The following is a 19,230-nucleotide window of genomic DNA, read 5'->3' as shown; positions in this document are numbered from 1 at the left end:
TATGTTTAAAAAATACGTTATCCCGGTTGTCGTTGCCGCCTTATTGACGCCTAACTTCGCCGTCCTGGCCGAAGATGAAGACTTGCAGAATCAGCTGTCGGACGTCCAGAACCGGATGGCGCAGGAAAGCGAGAAGAAGGCCCAGGCCGAAGCCGTCATCGGCAGTGTCAATGACAAGCTTTACGCCATCCAGCAGCAGCTCGAAACAGCTCAGCGCGACTACCAGGCCGTAGCCAATGAATTGAAGGCGACGGAAGAAAAAATTGCCGCTACCCAGGCTGAACTGGAAAAGACAAGGGCCCGGCTCAAGGTTCGGGAGGGCGTCTTTACCAAGCGCGTCCGCGACATCTATATGCACGGCCAATTGAGCTATCTCGACGTCGTCCTCGGGGCCAAGGATTTCAGCGATTTCTCGAACCGCCTGGAATTACTGCGCCGCATCATCGACGCCGATATCACCTTGATTTCGGACATCCGTAAAGAACGGGCGGCCATCGAAACGGCCAAACAGGAACTGGAAACCCAGCGTGCCCGCCAGGCCGAGCTCCGCGACCAGGCAGCGGCCAAGCGCGATGAAATCGAAAGTCGCCGCAAGGAACAGCAGGCCATCCTCTATCAGGCTCAGAACGATAAGGCCGTGGCCGAACAGGCTTATAACGAATACCAGCAGTCGTCTCAGGCCATTGCCGAAATGCTGCGCCAGCGGGCAGCCGACCGGGCCGCTCAGGCAGCGGCCGCAGCGGCACAGGCCTCGTCCGGCGGCGGTGGTGGCGGCAGTGACTATTACCAGCCGGTCAGCGGCTCAGGCGCCATGATCTGGCCGGTCAACGGCGTCGTAACCTCGCCTTACGGCTATCGGACCCATCCGATCTTCGGGACGACGATCTATCACAGCGGCATCGATATCGGCGTCGACTACGGGACGCCCGTCCACGCAGCCGACGGCGGTGTCGTCGTCGAAGCCGGCTGGATCAGCGGCTACGGCTATGCCGTCATCATCGACCACGGCAACGGCTTGTCGACCCTTTACGGCCACAATCAGGAACTGGCCGTCTCCGAAGGTCAGTCCGTCTCTCAGGGCCAGGTCATTGCCTACGCCGGTTCGACGGGCAACTCGACGGGTCCTCACGTTCACTTTGAAGTTCGTGCCAACGGCGATCCCGTCGACCCGTCAGCTTATTTGTAAGTGTTTTCACGGCAGCTTTGCCCCTTTCTCGCGGCCTTGATTTCCATAGAAGGAGATACCCATGAATAAACAAACTATACGCCGGGCTTGGGAAACCATTCGCCGGCCCCTGGCCTTCTTTTGCAGCGGTATGATCGTCATGATCCTGGCCGTCTTCGGTATGTTTTGGTACTATACGGGCCGAGCGACTGCCATGTTTGAATTTTTCCGCACCTTGGAAATCATCGAAAGCCATTATGCAGAAAATGTCGACCGCAGCGCCCTCTTTGACGGGGCTTTGAACGGCATGGTCAGCACCTTGGGGGACAAGCATTCGGTCTACCTCGGCGGCGAGTTGTATAAGGACTTTTCGGCTCAGATGAGCGGTACCTATGCCGGCATCGGCGTCTACATCGGCTCCACCGATGACGGCGTCCTCATCGCCGGTGTCATGGATGACAGTCCGGCAGCCGAAGCGGGACTCCAGCGCGGCGATATCTTGGTATCCATCGACGGGACGCCCGTCGACGGCAATAAGCTCGAAGACGTCTCCAAGCGTATCCGCGGCGCTGCCAATACCAGCGTCAACTTGGTCGTCCGCCGCGATGGAGAAGATAAGACCTTTACCGTCGAACGCCGTCAGATCCACGTACCGACCGTAGCCGGTAAAATGATCGACGGTACCGACGTCGGCTATATCCGCATTGCCGTCTTCGGCGAAGGAACGGCCGATGACTTTACGAAAGAATATACGAAACTTCGCGAACAGGGGATGAAGAAGATGATCCTCGATCTGCGCGATAACCCCGGCGGCATCGTCGAACAGGCCGTAGGCGTGGCCAGCAACTTCGTCCCGCCAAACAGCACCATCGTCTCCTATACGGAACAAGACGGCAAAGTCGACCAGTATACGGCCCAAGGGACGGAAGACCTCATTCCCCTCGTGGTCCTAGTCAATGAAAATTCGGCCAGTGCGTCGGAAATCATTGCCGGTGCCGTCCAGGACATGCAGCTCGGTCCCATCGTTGGTGTCAAGACCTACGGCAAGGGCACGGTCCAAGGCGTCTTCCCCTTAAGCCAGCAGTCGGCCGTCAAGGTCACCGTGGCCAAGTATCGGACGACCAATGGCCGTGAAATCGACGGAGTCGGCATTGAACCGGACGTCGTCGTACCCCTTACGCCGTCGGATCCGACAGATACCCAATTTGAAAAGGCATTGGAAATTATTAAGGAAAAATGACTTTACAGATTGGAAAATATGATTTAAAATTTTATGGTAAAGAGTCTCATGACTTTTTCGTACCCTTTTCCTTTTCTTAGAAGGAGTAGGGCGGTTAATTTTGATATTGATGGACAGATAGACAGGAGACATGGTATATGTATGCTGTGTCTCTTTCTATATCCCCATGTATTTTCATATGAGGTGACCTATGTTTATAGACAGAGCAAGAATTTTTGTACAGTCCGGCAAGGGCGGCGACGGCATGAGCAGTTTCCGCCATGAAAAGTTCGTCCCCAAGGGCGGACCGAACGGCGGTGACGGCGGCCAGGGCGGCAACGTCGTCCTCGTGGCGGACCGCAATGTCAACACCCTCGTCGACTTCCGTTTCCGCCGCCTGTTCAAGGCCAAGCCCGGCGGAAAGGGCGAAGGCAGCAATAAGTACGGCAGAAACGCCGAAGACTTATTGATCACCGTTCCTTTGGGAACGATCGTAAAAGATGAAGAATCGGGTCAGGTCATGGCCGACTTGTCGCGGGACGGCCAGCAGGCCATCGTCGCCAAGGGCGGCCGCGGCGGTCGGGGCAACTGGCATTTCAGAACGAGTGCCAACCGGACGCCGACCTTTGCCGAACGGGGCGAACCGGGGGAAGAACGGTGGCTGCGTTTGGAACTGAAGGTCTTGGCCGACGTCGGCCTCTTGGGCTATCCCAGTGTCGGCAAGTCGAGCATCCTGCGGAAAGTTTCGGCAGCCCAGCCGGAAGTAGCAGCCTATCACTTTACGACCCTCAATCCGATCCTCGGCGTCGTCGACCTGCCCGATCACCGCAGCTTCGTCATGGCCGACATTCCCGGCCTCATCGACGGGGCCAGTGAAGGCGTCGGCCTCGGTCACGACTTCCTGCGCCACATCGAACGGACGAAGATCCTCATTCACGTCCTCGACGTATCGGGCATGGAAGGCCGCGACCCCATCGACGACTATGAAAAGATCAACGCCGAACTTGCCAAATACAGCGAAAAACTGTCGCGCAAGCTCCAAATCGTAGCGGCCAATAAGATCGATCTCTTAGATGAAGAATCAGACAATCTCGAGCGCCTCATGGATTACATGGCGGCGAAGGGCATCGAAGTCTATCCCATCTGCGCCGTAAGCGGCGACGGCATGGACAAACTCTTAGAACGGGTCTGGACCCTCCTTGAAGAATACGTCGAAGAAGCCGACGAAACGACGGAAGAAGTCGTCTACAAGGCAGAGAACAAGCCCGACTTTGAAGTGACCCGCGATACGGACGGGGCCTTCGTCATCACCGGCGCCCGCATCGAAAACCTGGTCGCCATGACCAACTTCGACGACGACCAGTCCCTGCGCCGTTTCCAGCGTATCTGGCGCTATATGGAACTCGACAAGCTCCTCCAGGAACACGGCATCCAGGACGGCAATACGGTCCGCATTTATGCCATGGAATTTGAATACCACAAATAAAGGGAGACGTTATGAATAATAAAGACAGACAGCAGTTACGGGGGATGGCCAGCCTCATGCCGGCCGTCGTCCAAATCGGAAAGGACGGCTTAAGCGACGCCGTCATCGACAGTGCCAGAGCAGCCATTACGGCGCGGGAACTGATTAAGGCCCACGTCCTCAACAACGCCAACCTTCCGACGAAGGAAACGATGGAAGACTTGGCCGACATGCTCGGTGCCGAACTGATTCAGGTCATCGGCCACTACGGCATCTTATTTAAGAAGAAAGACAAGAAATCGAAATACGAATTTATTAAAGACTAGGACGTGAGGCATGGTGAACAGCAGACGCAGGGATTTTGACCACAAGAAGCGCATCGTCGTCAAGGTCGGATCCAGTACGATTTCCCATGGGACGGGCAAATTGAACTACCGCCGCATGGAGCATTTAGTACGAGAATTGGCAGATTTGCAGAATCAGGGAAAGGAAATGATCTTGGTCAGCTCCGGGGCGACCAATGCCGGTATGGCACCGCTCAACCTCGATCAAAGGCCGAAGTCGATCCGGGAAAAACAGGCCTTAGCCGCCGTCGGACAGGGCGTCCTCATGCATACGTATGAACGGCTGTTCCGCGAATACGGCCAAGTCGTCGGCCAGGTTCTCCTGACCCGCATGGACTCACAGGACCGCAGCAAATTCATGCACTCGCGAAATGCCCTCCTGACCATGATTGACATGGGCATCATTCCCATCATCAATGAAAACGACGTCGTCGCCGTCGATGAGTATAAAATCGGTGACAACGACACCCTGTCGGCCATGGTCAGCGGCCTCGTCGACGCCAATCTCTTGATCCTCTTGTCGGACATCGACGGCCTCTATACGGACAATCCCCGAACCCATGCCGATGCGAAAATCATTTCCTACGTCGATAATATCGATAAGCACATCTACGACATCGCCGGTGACGCCGGGTCCTCCATGGGGACGGGCGGCATGTATACCAAGATCCAGGCCGCTGCCATCGCTACCGCCGCCGACGTCGACATGGTCATCGCCTCCGGGAGCGAAGACGACATCGTCAGCCGCATCTGTGCCGGAGAAGACGTGGGGACCTTGTTTAAAGCGAAAGAAACGCCGCTCCACTCGAAGAAGCGCTGGCTCGTTTCGGGCAGCAAGGCGACGGGAAAACTCCTCGTCGACAAGGGCTGCCGCGACGCCATCCTCGACAAGGGGTCGAGCCTCCTTCCTGTTGGCATCATCGGGGTCGAGGGCTTCTTTGAAGAAGGGGACATCGTCAGCGTCGTCTACGACGGATTGACCATTGCCAAGGGCATTTCCAACTACGGCAGCGTCCACATCAACGCCATCAAAGGCCGACGGTCGGCGGATATCGCCGACATTCTCGGCCACAACGGCATCTTTGACGAAGTCATCCATCGCGATAACCTGGTCGTCATGTATTAGAAAGGGGTTTTTCCCATGATATCTGAAGTATACCGCAAGGGCCGCGATGCCAAAGACGCGTCGTACGTCCTGCAAACGGCCGGGACCGACGTCAAGAATAAGGCCCTGGCTTATATCGCTGAGGCCCTCTTGACCCATTGCGAGGACATCCTGTCGGCCAACGCCGAAGATGTGAAGCGGGCTGAGGAAAAGGGGATGGCACCGGCCATGGTCGACCGCCTGACCTTGACCAAAGAACGGATTGCCGCCATGGCAGAAGGCGTTCGCCAGGTCATCGACCTTCCCGACCCGTCCGGCGTCGTCCTCGATGAATTCCGCCGTCCCAACGGCCTTTTCATCCAGAAGGTCAGCGTCCCCTTAGGGGTCATTGCGATCATCTTCGAATCGCGGCCCAACGTCACCGTCGACGCAGCGGCCCTTTGCATCAAATCGGGCAACGCCTGCGTCCTTCGCGGCGGCAGTGAAGCCATCGCTTCCAACACGGCCTTGACCGCCGTCATCCGGGAAGGGCTGAAAGCAGCCGGCCTTCCGGAAAACAGCGTCAACATCCTTGAAAATACCGACCGGGCCCTGGTCAAAGAGCTCCTTACCTTACGGGGCTTCATCGATTTGGCCATTCCCCGCGGCGGTGCCGGCCTCATCCGCATGGTCGTCGATACGGCGACCGTTCCCTGCATCGAAACGGGAAGCGGCGTCTGCCACGTCTACGTCGATAAGGATGCCGATCTTTCCATGGCCGTCAAGATCGTCGAAAACGCCAAGGTATCGCGGCCGTCGACGTGCAACGCCATGGAAACTCTCTTGGTCCACCGCGACGTAGCCAAGGAATTTTTAGAAATGTTAGCGCCGGTCATGGATTCCGATGCCGTCGAGCTCCGCGGCGACGATGAAGCCCGGGCTGTAAGCGCTATGAAGGCCGCCGATGACGACGACTGGGCGACGGAATACAACAGCCTCATCATGTCCGTTAAAGTCGTCGGCTCTCTCGACGAAGCCCTGAATCACATCCGCCGCTTCAGCACCCATCATTCGGAAGCCATCGTCACAGGAAATCCGGACACGGCGAAAGCTTTCCAGAAGGCCGTCGATTCGGCCGCCGTCTACGTCAACGCTTCGACGCGCTTTACGGACGGCTTTGAATTCGGCTTTGGCGCCGAAATCGGTATCAGCACGCAGAAACTGCACGTCCGCGGTCCCATGGGTCTTACTGCTTTGGTCTCGTATAAATACCTCATCGACGGCCAGGGCCAGATTCGCTGATGCTGCGCTTCCTTCACGGTTACGGGCGGACCCTTCGCCAATATGCCGCCTCACCGAAGACCCGATTTGAATACCGACACTATGCCAAGTTTTTATTGCTTTATGCGTTAGCCGTAGCTATCGCCTGGGGAGGAATCTATTTGTACCATGGAAATCACTAGGCTCGGCGTCATGGGAGGGACCTTTAATCCCATCCACTTAGGACACCTCATGATCGCCGAAGAAGCGCGTCAGGCCTTTCACCTGAAGAAGGTACTGTTCGTGCCGTCGTACATTACACCCAATAAGGATGTCTGCGGTGCGACAGCCGAGCAGCGATTGGCCATGACGCGACTGGCTACGGCCGATAACCCGTACTTTACCGTCAGCGATATGGAGATGCGCCGCCGGGGCAATTCCTATACGGTCGATACGCTGCGGCTTTTAAAAGAAATATACGGCCCGTCGCACAGCCTGTATTTCATCTCGGGGACCGATACGATCCACGACCTGCACAACTGGAACAATCCGGAAGAAATCCTCAGCCTGTGCCAGTTTATCGGTGCGACCCGGCCGGACGGCTCGGAACAGATCGATTCCATCATCTCGTCCTTTGGCGAGTTGGGAAAAAACATCCTCAAACTGCCCGTGCCGACCATGGAAATCTCTTCGACAGAACTCCGGCGCCGCATCCGCCTGGGCCTGTCCGTCCGCTATATGATGCCTTCGGCAGTCGTCGAATACATCAGAAAAAATGGAGTATATCAATGTACAACGAAGAATTCAAAGATGCCATTAAAGCAGATTTAAAAAAATCCCTGACGCCCGGTCGCTATACCCATGTCCTCGGCGTGGCCGCAGCGGCCCGGCACTTAGCCGGCCTCTACGGCAGTGATGCCGATGCGGCAGAAGTGGCTGCCCTCCTTCATGATGCGGCGAAACAAAAGCCCCTCGAAGAGATGCAGGCCTTAGCCGGCCGCTCCTTTACGGATCTTCCGGCGCCTATCTTTAACATCGGCAGCCTCCTCCACGGCTATGCCGCCGTGACCCTGGCCCGGGAACAGTACGGCATTGACGATCCCGATATCCTCTCGGCCATTGCCCATCATACGACGGGGGCCGAAACCATGGGGAAGCTCGAAAAGATCATCTTCATGGCCGACTATATCGAAGTGAACCGCGACTTTGACGGCGTCGAAGCGCTGCGTCAGGCCGCCGAACAGGACCTCGACGAAGCCGTCCTCTTAGGCTACGATTCGACGATCCGCCACCTCCTCGATCAGAAGAAACCGATTTTCATCGGTACGGTCGTCAACCGCAACGCCCACATCAGCGCCATGATGAAAGCGGCAGCGAGGAAGGCCTGCCGATGACACGAGAAAAGAGAAGAAGAATCTTAAACCGCATTTTAGCCGTCGTCGCCGCCGTGGCGATTTTCTTGGTCTGCCGCTCGGCCTACGTTCATTTCACCAGTCCCGAAACGCAGCCCGAAGGGCCCGATACGACGCCGGCCGGCAGCAACGACTTCGTCCAGACCAGCCCCGATAAGCCGCTCTACGTCCTGCTCATCGGTACGGACGGAGAAAATCCCCAGCAGGCCAACTTCGTCGGCGTCGCCGCCATCAACAAGGACAAGAAGCACATCGACCTCATCATGCTGCCCGACGATACGAAGATCGAAGGGCGCAAGGAAAAGGGGATACAAGAACTGCAGGACGTCTACACCGAAGGCGGCATCAGCCTGGTGCGGGCCGTCGTGGAAGACATTTTCCACATTCCCATTCCCTACTACGCAGCCTTTACGCCGGAATCCTTCGCCAAGATGATCGACATGAACGGCGGCGTGCCCCTGTACGTCGAAAAGAACATGTACCACGGCGATGCAGCCGGCGAAACGGACATCAACATCTTCCAGGGCTACCAGACCCTCGACGGCAAGGACGCTACGGGGTATATGCGCTACCTCGACAGCAACGGCTACGTGTCGCGGACCCAGCGCCAGGAACGGTTCATCAAGAACTTCTACGCAGACCGGCAAAAGGACTTCGGCCTGAGCAACGCCTTCTTCATGTACCGCCTGTGGCACAACGTCGATTCCAATATCCCGGCTAAAGACATGGCCGAACTGGCCTTTGACTTCCGCAACGTCACGGCCGACAACATCAACTTCTATATCCTGCCCGGCGAAATGGCTCCGGGCGGTAAGAACAGCGACAATAAATATTACTGGACCTACGACCCGGTCGAAGTCCAAAAAGTCATCGGTCGGACGAACAACGCCATCTCGGCAGCGCCCAAGCCCGATGATGCCTAACCTTACATTCGTATAAAAAAAAGGAGACTTTTCATATATGCCAATTACCATGAAACCCGCCAACGCGGAACCGATGAAAGAATTATCCCCTTATGAAATCGTCTGCGCCGCAGCCGACGACAAGAAAGCCTGGGACATCACCGTCCTCGATATCAAGGAGTCGTCCCTCATGGCCGACTACTTCGTCATCTGCAGTGCCCGCAACAACCGCCAGACCCAGAGTATTGCCGATAACATTGAAGAACAGATGGAACAGAAGGGCTATCCCATCCTCCACGTCGAAGGCTACCGTGAAGGCAAGTGGATCCTCATCGACGCCGGTGAAGTCATTGCCCACGTCTTCGTCGAACAGGAACGCCAGTACTACGATCTGGAAAACTTGTGGGCCGACGCACCGCGAATCGACTATGAAGGTGAATAATATGACGACACTTCAAGAAAACAGTATTGCTACCCTCGAAGTCCTGCGCCAAAGCGAAATGGGTGCCTTTTTGGACGGCGGCACGGGCAATACCAACGACGACATCCTCCTCCATATCAATCAGCAGACGGAAGAGGTCCATATCGGCGATGCCGTGACGGTATTCCTGTACCACGACCCGTCGGGACGCCTGACGGCCTCCATGCGCCTGCCCAAGATTAAGATCGGTCAGATCGGCTATGCACCGGTCATCAATACGACCCGCTTCGGCGCCTTCGTCGATGTCGGTACCGAACGCGGCATCTTCATGCCCTTTGCTGAAATGAAGGGCCGCCCCAAAGAAGGGGAATACGTCTGGGTCAAGCTCTATGAAGACAAGTCCCACCGCCTGGCCGTGTCGATGGAAGTCGAAGATGAAATGCGCCGGGCGTCGAGAGCGGCGACGGACGCCAAGGTCGGCGACTGGGTCGAAGGGGCCATTTACAACATGACCGACCAAGGGGCCTACCTCATGACCCGCGAACGGTGGATCGCCTTTTTGCACCGCAGCGAATTCAACGGACCCATCCTCATCGGACAGATGATAAAGGGCCGCATCACCTTCCTGCGCGAAGACGGGCGCATCAACATTTCCCTGCGCCAGACGAAAGAAAATGCCATCAACCCCGACGCCGAGAAGATCTTGCAGTTCCTCGAACAGCGCAGGGGCAAGATGCCCTATGGCGACAAGACGGCACCGGCCGTCATCAAGGCCAAATTCGGCCTCAGCAAGGCTGCTTTTAAACGGGCCTTGGGTCATCTCATGAAAGAACAGAAAGTCCGCCAGGAAGAAGGCTGGACCTATTTAGAGACGGAAAGTGAAACGAAATAGATGAAAAGCTCCCCATTGCGCGGGAGCTTTTCTGTCGTTCCGGGTCTTTTTGACGGAGTGGGGAAGAAGGTGTACAGAAAAAAACGAATCTGTCCTATTTACAGAAGAAGTAATATACTCTAAAATAGAGTACAGATTAATCATAACCATACATTGGCCAATGTGTGAATTCTGTACCCGTGAGGAGGATTTCACATGCATTCATCATCTATGGAACAAAAGGCACCGGTTTTTTCGGCTGCCAATCTCTGTTATGCTGCCGTCTTAACGGCCCTGGTCTTTATCCTGACTTTCGTACCGCGCATCCCCATTCCCTTGGGCTATGCCCATCTCGGTGATGCCGTCATCTTTGCGTCTGTCCTGTTCAGTTCGCGCCGTCAGGCGGCGGCTGCAGCTTCCATCGGTTCGGCCTTGTCGGACCTTATCGGCGGGTTTCCTATCTGGATCGTGCCGACCCTGATCATTAAATTCGTCATGGTCGAAGCCGTCTTTTGGGTCGTCCGCCCCGATAAGGAACCGTGGAAACTGACGTCCCTCAAGGTCTTTTTGGGCTTCTTCTTATCGGCCGTCTGGATGGTCGTTTCCTATACGGCAGCGGGCGGTCTCCTCTACGGCAGCTTAGAAGCCGGCCTTACCATGGTGCCCGGCCTCATCGGGGAAGGGGTCGTCAACATGGCTGCGGCCTACGCCATCGCTGCTTGTTTCATGAGAGTCCCGTTCCGTGGTTATGGTTACAACCTGAAAAGATAAGGAATGATTCTCTATGCATCAAAAAAAGTTGGCCCTGGTCAATGACGTCACCGGCTACGGCCGCTGCAGCATCGCCGTGGCCCTGCCCATCGTGTCGGCCTTAAAGGTACAAGGCTGTATCCTGCCGACGGCGATCCTTTCCGTTCACACCGGCTTTCACGATTACTACCTCGACGACTATACGGACCATATGACGCCCTATATCGACAGTTGGAAGAAAAATAAGCTGACCTTCGACGGCATCAGCACGGGCTTTCTCGGCTCGGTCCGCCAGATCGACATGGTCCTCGATTTTCTGCACGACTTCAAAGGACCGGATACGAAGGTCATCGTCGACCCCGTCATGGGAGACAATGGCCGCATCTATTCGTCTTATACCCAGGAAATGTGCGACGACATGCGGCGCCTTCTCACCGATGCCGACGTCTTGACGCCCAACCTGACCGAAGCCTGCGAGCTCTTGGGGCGGCCTTACCGGCCGTCGTCTGACCTGTCTGACGAGGACTTTTCCGATATGGCCAAGGCCTTGGCCGACAAGGGACCGCAGGGCGTCGTCCTGACCGGTATCCACCGCGGTTCGTACATTGGAAACTTCATTTACGATCACGGCCAAACGTCGTGGGTCAAGACGAAAAAAATCGGCAGCGACCGCAGCGGGACGGGCGACGTCTTTACGGCCATCGTCTCGGCCGCTGTCGTTCGCGGAGAAGGCCTTACAGAAGCCGTACAGAAGGCGGCCGACTTCATCTGCAAGGTCATGGAATACACAGAGACCTTAGATCTTCCGCACAACGCCGGCCTTGCGTTTGAAGAATATTTGACGACATTACAATAAAAGGGGATAGCATCATGATCGTTTATACCGTAGTAGGACAAGGACAATACGTCGATTTAAAAGACGACCGGGCATTACAGAAAGAAAGCCCGTGGAGCATGTACGTCAATCTGACCAATCGCTGCACCTGTTCGTGCACCTTCTGCCTGCGCTCGATGAAGAAGATGGCTGAAGACGAAACGCTGTGGCTGAAACAAGAACCGACCGTCGATGAAGTCAAAAAAGAACTCGACGGGGCCCCTTGGGACCGTATCAACGAAGTCGTCTTCTGTGGGTTCGGCGAACCGACGGAACGCTTGGAAGACTTAAAAACCCTTCTGGCATACGTCAAAGAAAAGCACCCGACGGTCAAGACGCGGCTCAACACCAACGGCCTGTCCGATTTGGACTACGGCCGGCCGACGGCACCGGACTTTGGCGGCGGCATCCTCGATACCATTTCCATCAGCATGAACGCCTCCAACAAAGAACGGTATCTCGAACTGACGCGGAGCAAATTCGGCCTGCCGTCCTTCGATGCCATGCTGAACTTTGCCGTCAGCTGCAAACAGTACGTGAAAAACGTCGTCCTCACCGTCGTCGATAAAGTCGAAGACAGTGAAGAAATCAAAAAATGCCGGGCCATCTGTGACGACCTGGGACTGACCTTACGCGTCCGGGTCTACGAAGATAAATAGAGAATACGACCATCATACACAAAAGCTGTCTCATCAGAGGCGGCTTTTTGGCGTATAGAAGCTATCCGATGGGCTCTATCGCGGAGTCCGGACGGAATGTTCACCCCATTTCGAGGACTGTTCGCAGCACGGTACCGAAAAACGACGAAGACGCAAAAAGAGCTCTTACAATCGATCATAAGTCCTTGCAGGGAAGCTTCGACCTCATGTTAGAAAGGTTTGACAACAAAAGCCGAAAAACGTATACTAAAGAAAAGTCAAGGTAATATTGACCTTTGGAAAACCTATTTCAGGGTCAAAAACCGCCTAGGTTTGAAAATTTTTAAACCTGCGAAAAACGGCATAACCAAGCCGATAATCGCCATTGCCTGATTTTTATTTTTCACCCGGGTCAGCCGAAAAGGCGAAAAAAGCCCGAGGTTTGAAAAAATCGCCTGTGAGCCCAGTCTGGGAGCGGGTACTGGGAGACAGCGCCGGCGTACCAAAATCCCCGTAAGGGGACTGAAACCCTGATAGCTAATGCTATCAAGCTGTTTAGCTTCCTCAGCCGGCGTACCAAAATCCCCGTAAGGGGACTGAAACACGAGGCATTAACATGGCGCTGCCCGTCTGAACTTGGAAGGCCGGCGTACCAAAATCCCCGTAAGGGGACTGAAACATCGTATTCGGAAATTTCCGAATCGATCTCGATCATGCCGGCGTACCAAAATCCCCGTAAGGGGACTGAAACTGAATATGAAGATCCTACAAGTGAGCACTATAAGAGCCGGCGTACCAAAATCCCCGCAAGGGGACTGAAACATGCTGCAACCACGGACTAAGCCCCCAGCGGCATTAAGCCGGCGTACCAAAATCCCCGTAAGGGGACTGAAACATACCCGTGCCGTTCGCAAGGCGTAACTTAGTCTTTAGCCGCCGGCGTACCAAAATCCCCGCAGCCAAATGGACTCCTTTTGGAAAAAAAGGAGTTTGTGCCATAGGGGACTGAAACGCGGTTTCTAAATACCTTGGACGGAGGTTTGTTGACGCGTCGGCGGGCGCGTAAAATTGAAGATGGCATGAAAAAACGGTACCGGCATCGGTGAAGGATGTCTGGTACCGTTTTTGATGACGGGCGTCATGTTGTGGGAGTCTGACGACGGGCTGCGCCATCTCTGTCAAGGGGGACATGAACCGGCGAATTTCCAGCCGAATATGGGCTCGGGCTGACGTCTCGGAGGGAGGGCAGGGCTGCAGAAGGTTTTTGGCCTTTGTGCGTGCTCGGGCTCGTCTGATTCCTTCGGTCCTTGAAAATGACGGCCTCTTTGTGAGGATGAAGAAAATGAGAAAAATTCCTCTTTTCTCGATACCATAAGGTATCTGACTATATGAGTTTACAAAAAAGCGACTTAGAGCTTGGTTTAAACTCTTAAGTCGCTTGTCATAAGCTGTTATCGATTTTACATTCACATTTTTTCGAGTTATATTTATTTAGACGAAATATTTTTGGTAACATAAGGGCGGACATGTAGGTTTTTCCCCCTGTCTCACATGGCTTCGATGATCGGATTATATGGAGAGGCCATCCCTTGGTGAAACGGAATAAAAAAGAGCGACTTCGTATTCTATGAAGACCGGCGTCGTGATACAATAGCAGGAGATACGTACTATGGACGCGGACGTACGGGTCCGCGCGAAAAGGAGCATGATCATGAAGATAGAGTATATGTTGGCCAATCCCAGCGGCAATAAGACGATTTTGGTGCTGACGCCGGTCCCTAAGGAAGAACACAGTACCTTGGCGGCGGCCTTACTGGCAAGGCCTGACATCGACGCCGAGCAGGTCGGCTATGTGACCTGTATGGAAGGCAAGCCCCTTCGCGTCGATATGATGGGCGGCGAATTTTGCGGCAATGCCTCGCGGGCAGCGGCGGCCTATGCCTTGTCCTGCGAGGGGAAGGATCAGGGCGTCTACGGCGTATCCTGTTCGGGCTGCGACGAAATCCTGCCGGTCAAGGTCAATCATACGGGAGGCGAGGACTACGAGGCCTTTATCGAAATGCCCTATCCTGACGACGTCAGCGGTATTTTAGTAGACGTCGGCGGGGTGCCGGCTCGTTTCTTCCGCGTCGACCTGCCGGGGATTACGCACTTTGTCCACTTCGTCGAGACCTTTGAAGGTCTTGATAAGGATATCTATTGGCAGGCCTTGAAAGATTACGTCGACGGCGAAGCTTTCCCGGCGTACGGCCTCATCCTCTGCGACACCAAAACGCAGGAGATGATTCCTGCCGTCTACGTCAGCCGGACGGACACCCTCTACTGGGAAAACAGCTGCGGCAGCGGATCGGCAGCCGTCGCAGCAGCGCTTGCCTGTACGACGCGCAAACGGGTGGCCGCTTATATGAAGCAGCCCGGCGGCACCATTGCCATTGCAGCCAGTGTCGATGACGACGGCAATCTGCAGCAGATTTTTATGGGCGGTTCGGTAAAACTCGGTCCTCGTCAAAGCCTGGAATGAGGGCGCAGCCTTGTCTTTTGCCATGGGGCAGGCTTATGCCGAAAAAATACTTGACTATTTGACTTTTTGCGGTATGATAGTGATGTGAAGGTACCTCAGATGCCACTGACGGTACGGAAAACGGATACAAAGGAGTGTTTTTACCATGGCAAAAGAAACCCATGAATTTCAAGCTGAAACGAAGCAGTTATTGGACCTGATGGTCCACTCTATTTATACAAATCACGAGATTTTCCTGCGGGAACTCATTTCTAACGCCTCCGATGCGATCGATAAGCTCCATTATCAGTCCCTCACTAACGGCGATCTCCTCGAAGGGGACACGGGCTTTGAAATCCACCTGACGCCCGATGCCGACGGCCATACCCTGACCATTTCCGATAACGGCCTGGGCATGGACAAGCAGGATTTGATGGATAACCTCGGCACCATTGCCCAGTCGGGGACGAAAGCCTTCCTTGAAAAGCTGAAGGAATCCCAGGACGGCGGCGATACGAATAAGGACCTCATCGGCCAGTTCGGCGTCGGCTTCTATTCGGCCTTCATGGTCGCCGATACGGTTACGGTCGTCACCCGTAAGGCCGGCGAATCCCGGGCTTACAAGTGGGAATCGACGGGAAGCGGCGAATACACCCTCGAAGAATGCCAGAAACCGAAGCACGGGACGACGATCATTCTCCATTTGAACAGTGACTTCTACGGCGACGGCAGCGAAGAAAACTACACCGATCAGATGACCCTCCAGAGCCTGGTCAAGAAGTATTCCGACTACATCCGCTACCCGATCACCATGGACTTTACGACCAAGGAAAAGCCAAAGGATGCCGACGGCAAGACCATCGAAGATGCGCCGGAAGAAGAACATACGGAAACGCGGACCTTAAACTCCATGCAGCCCTTGTGGACGCGGAATAAATCGGATATCAAACCGGAAGAATACCACGAATTTTTCCAGCATCAGTTCTATGAATGGGACGAACCGATGGACATCTTCCACAACCGTGCCGAAGGTGCCGTCGATTACACGGCCCTCTTGTTCATCCCGGGCAAGGCCCCGTTCAACCTCTACTATGCCGACTATGAACCGGGCATCCAGCTCTATTCGCGTCATATCTTCATCATGGATAAATGCAAGGACCTCCTGCCGGACTACCTGCGCTTCGTCAAAGGCCTCGTCGATTCGCCGGATCTGTCCCTCAACATTTCCCGTGAACTCCTGCAAAAGAGCCGTGAACTGAACCTCATCGGCCGCAACCTGGAAAAGACGATTTTGAAATCCCTCAAGCGGGACCTCGAAAAGAACCGTGAAAAGTATGAAAAGTTCTGGGCCGAATACGGCAAATCCCTGAAAATCGGCGTCTACAGCGGCATGATGACCGGTGAAAACAACGTCGAAAAACTGAAGGACCTCTTGTTGTTCATGTCCTCGAAAGACGGAAAACTCCGTACCATCAAGGAATACGTCGACAATATGAAAGACGGCCAGCAGAAGATCTATTACGCAACGGGCAAGGATAAGGAAGCCATCGAAGGCCTGCCCCAGATGGAACTCCTCCGCGACCGGGACATCGAAGTCCTGTACATGACCGATCCCGTCGATGAATTTGCCGTCGAAGCCATCGGCGAATACGAAGGCCACCGTTTCCATTCCGTCAGCCGCGGCGATTTGGACCTCGAAGACGATGCCTTTAAGGCCGAAAAGAAGAAGAACGAGGACCTCGCCAAGGACAATGAAGGCCTCCTCGCGGATATGAAGAGCCTCTTAGGCGATAAGGTCGCCGACGTCCGCCTGTCGAACCGCTTAAAGAGCGGCGCCGTCTGCCTCGTTGCCGATGCGGCCGGTCCGTCCCTGGCCATGGAACAGGCCTTTGCCGCCGCCAACAACCCCATGTTCAAGGCGCGCCGCATCTTGGAAATCAACCCGGATCACGAATTGTTCGGGAAATTAGCCGCCGTCCATCAGGCCGGCAAGGACACGGCCGATTTCAAGGATTACTGCCACCTGCTCTACGATCAGGCCCTCCTTCTCGAAGGCATCATGCCCGATGATCCCGTGGCCTTTGCCAATAAAGTCGCCTCGCTCATGGCGAAATAAGGCCGGAGGTCAATAAAAAACTGTCTAACTAAAACGGCCGCTGTCGTCAGATTTAAATCTCTTGATGACAGCGGTTGTCTTTTTAGTGACAATAATTATTTTTTTAGGACTATCATTAACAGATAGTTGATATATTTAGACTACGGATGAACAGTTTTGTCACAAGTACCGCCGCCGCCTATCTTTTTCAGTACATACAAGCTATAATTAAAACGTAAATACAGCGTTTATTTTTACGAAAAAGGTCTTGTTTCACCTGTGAAATTGGGGCCTTTTGGTTGTGCAGATAGTGCAGAGGAGGCGGACATGGGACAATTCGTCAACGTGGACGGCGAAGAGGGCAGCGTGGTTCGTCTGGTTACGGCGCTCTTGCAGGAAGATGTAACCTATGAATTCATTGCCCATATCGCGAAATGCCCATTAGAAACGGTAAAAGAAATTGCCGCCAACACAAAATATAATAAGGAGTGATTCTGTTGAATATTCTCGTTGTCATGGATACGGATGCAAAACAGCGACAGTGGTTTGAAACGGCTGCGAAAGGGGCCAAGGTGACCTTCTGTCCCGGTGATGGAAGCGATGCCGGTGCGGCCCTTGAAGACGCCGACGTCATTATCGGCAACATCGACCCGCAGCTGGTCAGCAAGGCCAAGCATTTGAAATGGCTCCAGCTCAACAGTGCCGGTGCCGGCAGTTACTGTAAGGCCGGTATCCTGCCCGACGGCGTGGCGCTCACCAATGCGACCGGTGCCTATGGCCTGGCGTTGTCCGAGCACATGCTGGCTCAGAGCCTGGCTATGATGAAGAAGCTGTATCTCTACCATGACAATCAGCAGCAATCCTTGTGGCGCGATGAAGGTCCGGTCACGTCCTTTTATGGGGCCACGGTCGTCGTCGTCGGTTTTGGCGATATCGGCCGCAACTTCGGCCGCCGCGTAAAGGCTTTGGGGGCTTATGTCATCGGCCTGCGCCGCCGTAAGGGCGAGGTTCCGCCGGAAGCCGATGAAATGGGGGATATGGCTCATTTCGAAGACTATCTCTCTCGGGCGGACATCGTCGCGTCGTGCCTGCCTGATACGCCGGAAACGTATCGGATCTATAATAAGGACCGCTTCATGGCTATGAAGAAAGGGGCCTATTTCGTCAACGTCGGCCGCGGCAACAACGTCGATCAGGAAGCCCTGCGGGAAGCCGTCCTTTCCGGTCATTTGGCAGGGGCTGCCTTGGACGTTACCGATCCGGAACCGCTGCCCGAGGACGATCCCTTGTGGCAGACGAGGGGCATCTATATTACGCCGCATATTTCAGGCGGCTACCACCTGCAGGCGACGCACGACTACATCGCCCGCATTGCCGTCGATAACCTGAAGCGGTTCCTCGCCGGCGAAAAACTTGAAAATATGGTCGATATGGCAACGGGCTATAAGGCCTGATCGAAGCTGTTACGTCTCTGTGACGGGTACTGGTTTTACGACGGTACCCGTTTTTTTACAGCTGACGCGGCCGTTAGTGGCATTGGTCAAGTCGGCTGTGAAGGCGTCGCTGTCGCCTTCGGGGACTTCAAAGGTGAAGGTCACGTCGGCGGCAAAGGCCCGGTCGGCGATGAGGACGCCGTGACTTTCGGCAAAGCGCTCGAGGGTGCTGACCAAGGGGTAGGCGACGGTCGCCGTAAGGAGGGTGAAGGGCGTGTAGACGACGACGGACGCTTCGTCGAGGGCCAGGGTCGCGGCGTGGCTGTAAGCCCGGATGAGGCCGCTGGCGCCGAGTTTGATGCCGCCGAAATAGCGGGTGACGACGACGGCCGTATTGGTCAGGTCCCGTTTCTTTAAGACTTCTAAGATGGGCCGGCCTGCCGTTCCCGACGGCTCACCGTCGTCGCTGGAGCGCTGGATCTGTCCGCCGGCTCCGATTTGGAAGGCCGAGCAGTTGTGCCGGGCGTCCCAATAGTGCTTGCGCACGCTTTCGATGAAGGCTGCCGCCTCATCTTCCGTTTTCACTTCACAGACAGTGGCGATGAAGCGGGATTTTTTGATGACATATTCGGCTTCAGCCCGGCCATAGACCGAGCGGAGAAGAGATTCCATAGCAATCGTTCCTTTTCGTTTTTTCTCATCATAGCGTATTTACCGGGCCCTGGCAAGAAAAGGGCATAAAAAATCGGACCCTCCATGGATCGGGTCCGATTTTTTAGGTTCTATAATAAATGTTG

The 19,230-nt window shown here is 54.9% G+C and carries 19 protein-coding genes and 1 CRISPR repeat array; of the genes, 18 read left to right on the top strand and 1 reads right to left on the bottom strand.

All coding sequences use genetic code 11. The annotated features are described in order from the left end of the window. Nucleotide 1 precedes the first annotated feature (1 nt). The 18 genes from A0U42_RS01710 (at nt 2) to A0U42_RS01625 (ending at nt 18,454) form a co-directional block, all read left to right on the top strand. Nucleotides 2–1,186, top strand: a complete 1,185-nt coding sequence (locus tag A0U42_RS01710) for a murein hydrolase activator EnvC (protein WP_065359623.1) — start codon at nt 2–4, stop codon at nt 1,184–1,186. Nucleotides 1,187–1,247: 61 nt separating this feature from the next. Further along, the gene (locus tag A0U42_RS01705) at nt 1,248–2,405 is read left to right on the top strand and encodes a S41 family peptidase (RefSeq protein WP_065359622.1); all 1,158 of its coding nucleotides are present in this window, start codon (nt 1,248–1,250) and stop codon (nt 2,403–2,405) included. A 190-nt stretch (nt 2,406–2,595) separates the two neighbouring features. Beyond that, nucleotides 2,596–3,870 (top strand): GTPase ObgE, encoded by a 1,275-nt coding sequence (gene obgE / locus A0U42_RS01700; RefSeq protein ID WP_065359621.1) that lies wholly within the window; start codon nt 2,596–2,598, stop codon nt 3,868–3,870. Between the two features lie 11 nt (nt 3,871–3,881). Continuing rightward, nucleotides 3,882–4,175 carry a YhbY family RNA-binding protein gene (locus A0U42_RS01695; RefSeq protein WP_044503078.1) on the top strand — a complete coding sequence of 98 codons (294 nt, stop codon included), beginning with the start codon at nt 3,882–3,884 and terminating at the stop codon, nt 4,173–4,175. Between the two features lie 13 nt (nt 4,176–4,188). Continuing rightward, nucleotides 4,189–5,319: a glutamate 5-kinase gene (proB, locus tag A0U42_RS01690; protein ID WP_044503135.1), complete on the top strand. Its 1,131-nt coding sequence runs from the start codon at nt 4,189–4,191 to the stop codon at nt 5,317–5,319. 15 nt (nt 5,320–5,334) lie between these two features. Then, on the top strand, nt 5,335–6,579 hold the full coding sequence (locus A0U42_RS01685; RefSeq protein ID WP_065359620.1) for a glutamate-5-semialdehyde dehydrogenase: 1,245 nt from the start codon (nt 5,335–5,337) through the stop codon (nt 6,577–6,579). Between the two features lie 147 nt (nt 6,580–6,726). Then, the gene (gene nadD, locus A0U42_RS01680) at nt 6,727–7,368 is read left to right on the top strand and encodes a nicotinate-nucleotide adenylyltransferase (protein ID WP_044503076.1); all 642 of its coding nucleotides are present in this window, start codon (nt 6,727–6,729) and stop codon (nt 7,366–7,368) included. After that, nucleotides 7,326–7,931: a bis(5'-nucleosyl)-tetraphosphatase (symmetrical) YqeK gene (gene yqeK, locus A0U42_RS01675; protein WP_065359619.1), complete on the top strand. Its 606-nt coding sequence runs from the start codon at nt 7,326–7,328 to the stop codon at nt 7,929–7,931. The genes nadD and yqeK overlap by 43 nt, the downstream gene beginning before the upstream one ends. Beyond that, nucleotides 7,928–8,872, top strand: coding sequence for an LCP family protein (locus A0U42_RS01670; RefSeq protein ID WP_065359618.1), 945 nt, complete (start codon nt 7,928–7,930; stop codon nt 8,870–8,872). Before yqeK ends, A0U42_RS01670 begins: the two co-directional genes overlap by 4 nt. Before the next feature lie 37 nt (nt 8,873–8,909). Next, nucleotides 8,910–9,293, top strand: coding sequence for a ribosome silencing factor (gene rsfS / locus A0U42_RS01665; RefSeq protein ID WP_044503073.1), 384 nt, complete (start codon nt 8,910–8,912; stop codon nt 9,291–9,293). Between the two features lies 1 nt (nt 9,294). Continuing rightward, nucleotides 9,295–10,164: a S1 RNA-binding domain-containing protein gene (locus A0U42_RS01660; RefSeq protein ID WP_065359617.1), complete on the top strand. Its 870-nt coding sequence runs from the start codon at nt 9,295–9,297 to the stop codon at nt 10,162–10,164. Nucleotides 10,165–10,359: 195 nt separating this feature from the next. Then, a complete protein-coding gene (locus tag A0U42_RS01655; protein WP_065359616.1) occupies nt 10,360–10,914 on the top strand; it encodes an ECF transporter S component in 555 nt (184 codons plus the stop codon). A 13-nt stretch (nt 10,915–10,927) separates the two neighbouring features. Continuing rightward, a complete protein-coding gene (locus A0U42_RS01650) occupies nt 10,928–11,749 on the top strand; it encodes a pyridoxamine kinase (protein WP_065359615.1) in 822 nt (273 codons plus the stop codon). Between the two features lie 14 nt (nt 11,750–11,763). Further along, entirely contained in the window at nt 11,764–12,426 is a 663-nt protein-coding gene (locus A0U42_RS01645; protein ID WP_176698833.1) for a TatD family nuclease-associated radical SAM protein, read from the top strand. 472 nt (nt 12,427–12,898) lie between these two features. Next, a CRISPR array of direct repeats spans nt 12,899–13,376; the repeat unit is 36 nt; unit sequence GCCGGCGTACCAAAATCCCCGTAAGGGGACTGAAAC. Nucleotides 13,377–14,074: 698 nt separating this feature from the next. After that, nucleotides 14,075–14,926, top strand: coding sequence for a hypothetical protein (locus tag A0U42_RS01635; protein WP_255304074.1), 852 nt, complete (start codon nt 14,075–14,077; stop codon nt 14,924–14,926). 145 nt (nt 14,927–15,071) lie between these two features. Then, nucleotides 15,072–17,021, top strand: a complete 1,950-nt coding sequence (htpG, locus tag A0U42_RS01630) for a molecular chaperone HtpG (RefSeq protein ID WP_065359613.1) — start codon at nt 15,072–15,074, stop codon at nt 17,019–17,021. Nucleotides 17,022–17,327: 306 nt separating this feature from the next. Beyond that, nucleotides 17,328–17,492 carry a hypothetical protein gene (locus A0U42_RS11620; protein ID WP_176698832.1) on the top strand — a complete coding sequence of 55 codons (165 nt, stop codon included), beginning with the start codon at nt 17,328–17,330 and terminating at the stop codon, nt 17,490–17,492. Between the two features lie 5 nt (nt 17,493–17,497). Continuing rightward, nucleotides 17,498–18,454, top strand: coding sequence for a D-2-hydroxyacid dehydrogenase (locus A0U42_RS01625; protein ID WP_065359612.1), 957 nt, complete (start codon nt 17,498–17,500; stop codon nt 18,452–18,454). Between the two features lie 9 nt (nt 18,455–18,463). Here the strand turns inward: A0U42_RS01625 and A0U42_RS01620 are convergent, their stop codons facing one another. Further along, the gene (locus A0U42_RS01620; RefSeq protein ID WP_065359611.1) at nt 18,464–19,105 is read right to left on the bottom strand and encodes a YigZ family protein; all 642 of its coding nucleotides are present in this window, start codon (nt 19,103–19,105) and stop codon (nt 18,464–18,466) included. Nucleotides 19,106–19,230 lie beyond the last annotated feature (125 nt).

The sequence above is a fragment of the Megasphaera sp. DISK 18 genome (assembly GCF_001682955.1).
Taxonomy (GTDB): Bacteria; Bacillota; Negativicutes; order Veillonellales; family Megasphaeraceae; genus Megasphaera; species Megasphaera massiliensis.
This window is presented reverse-complemented; position numbering and strand designations above follow the sequence as displayed.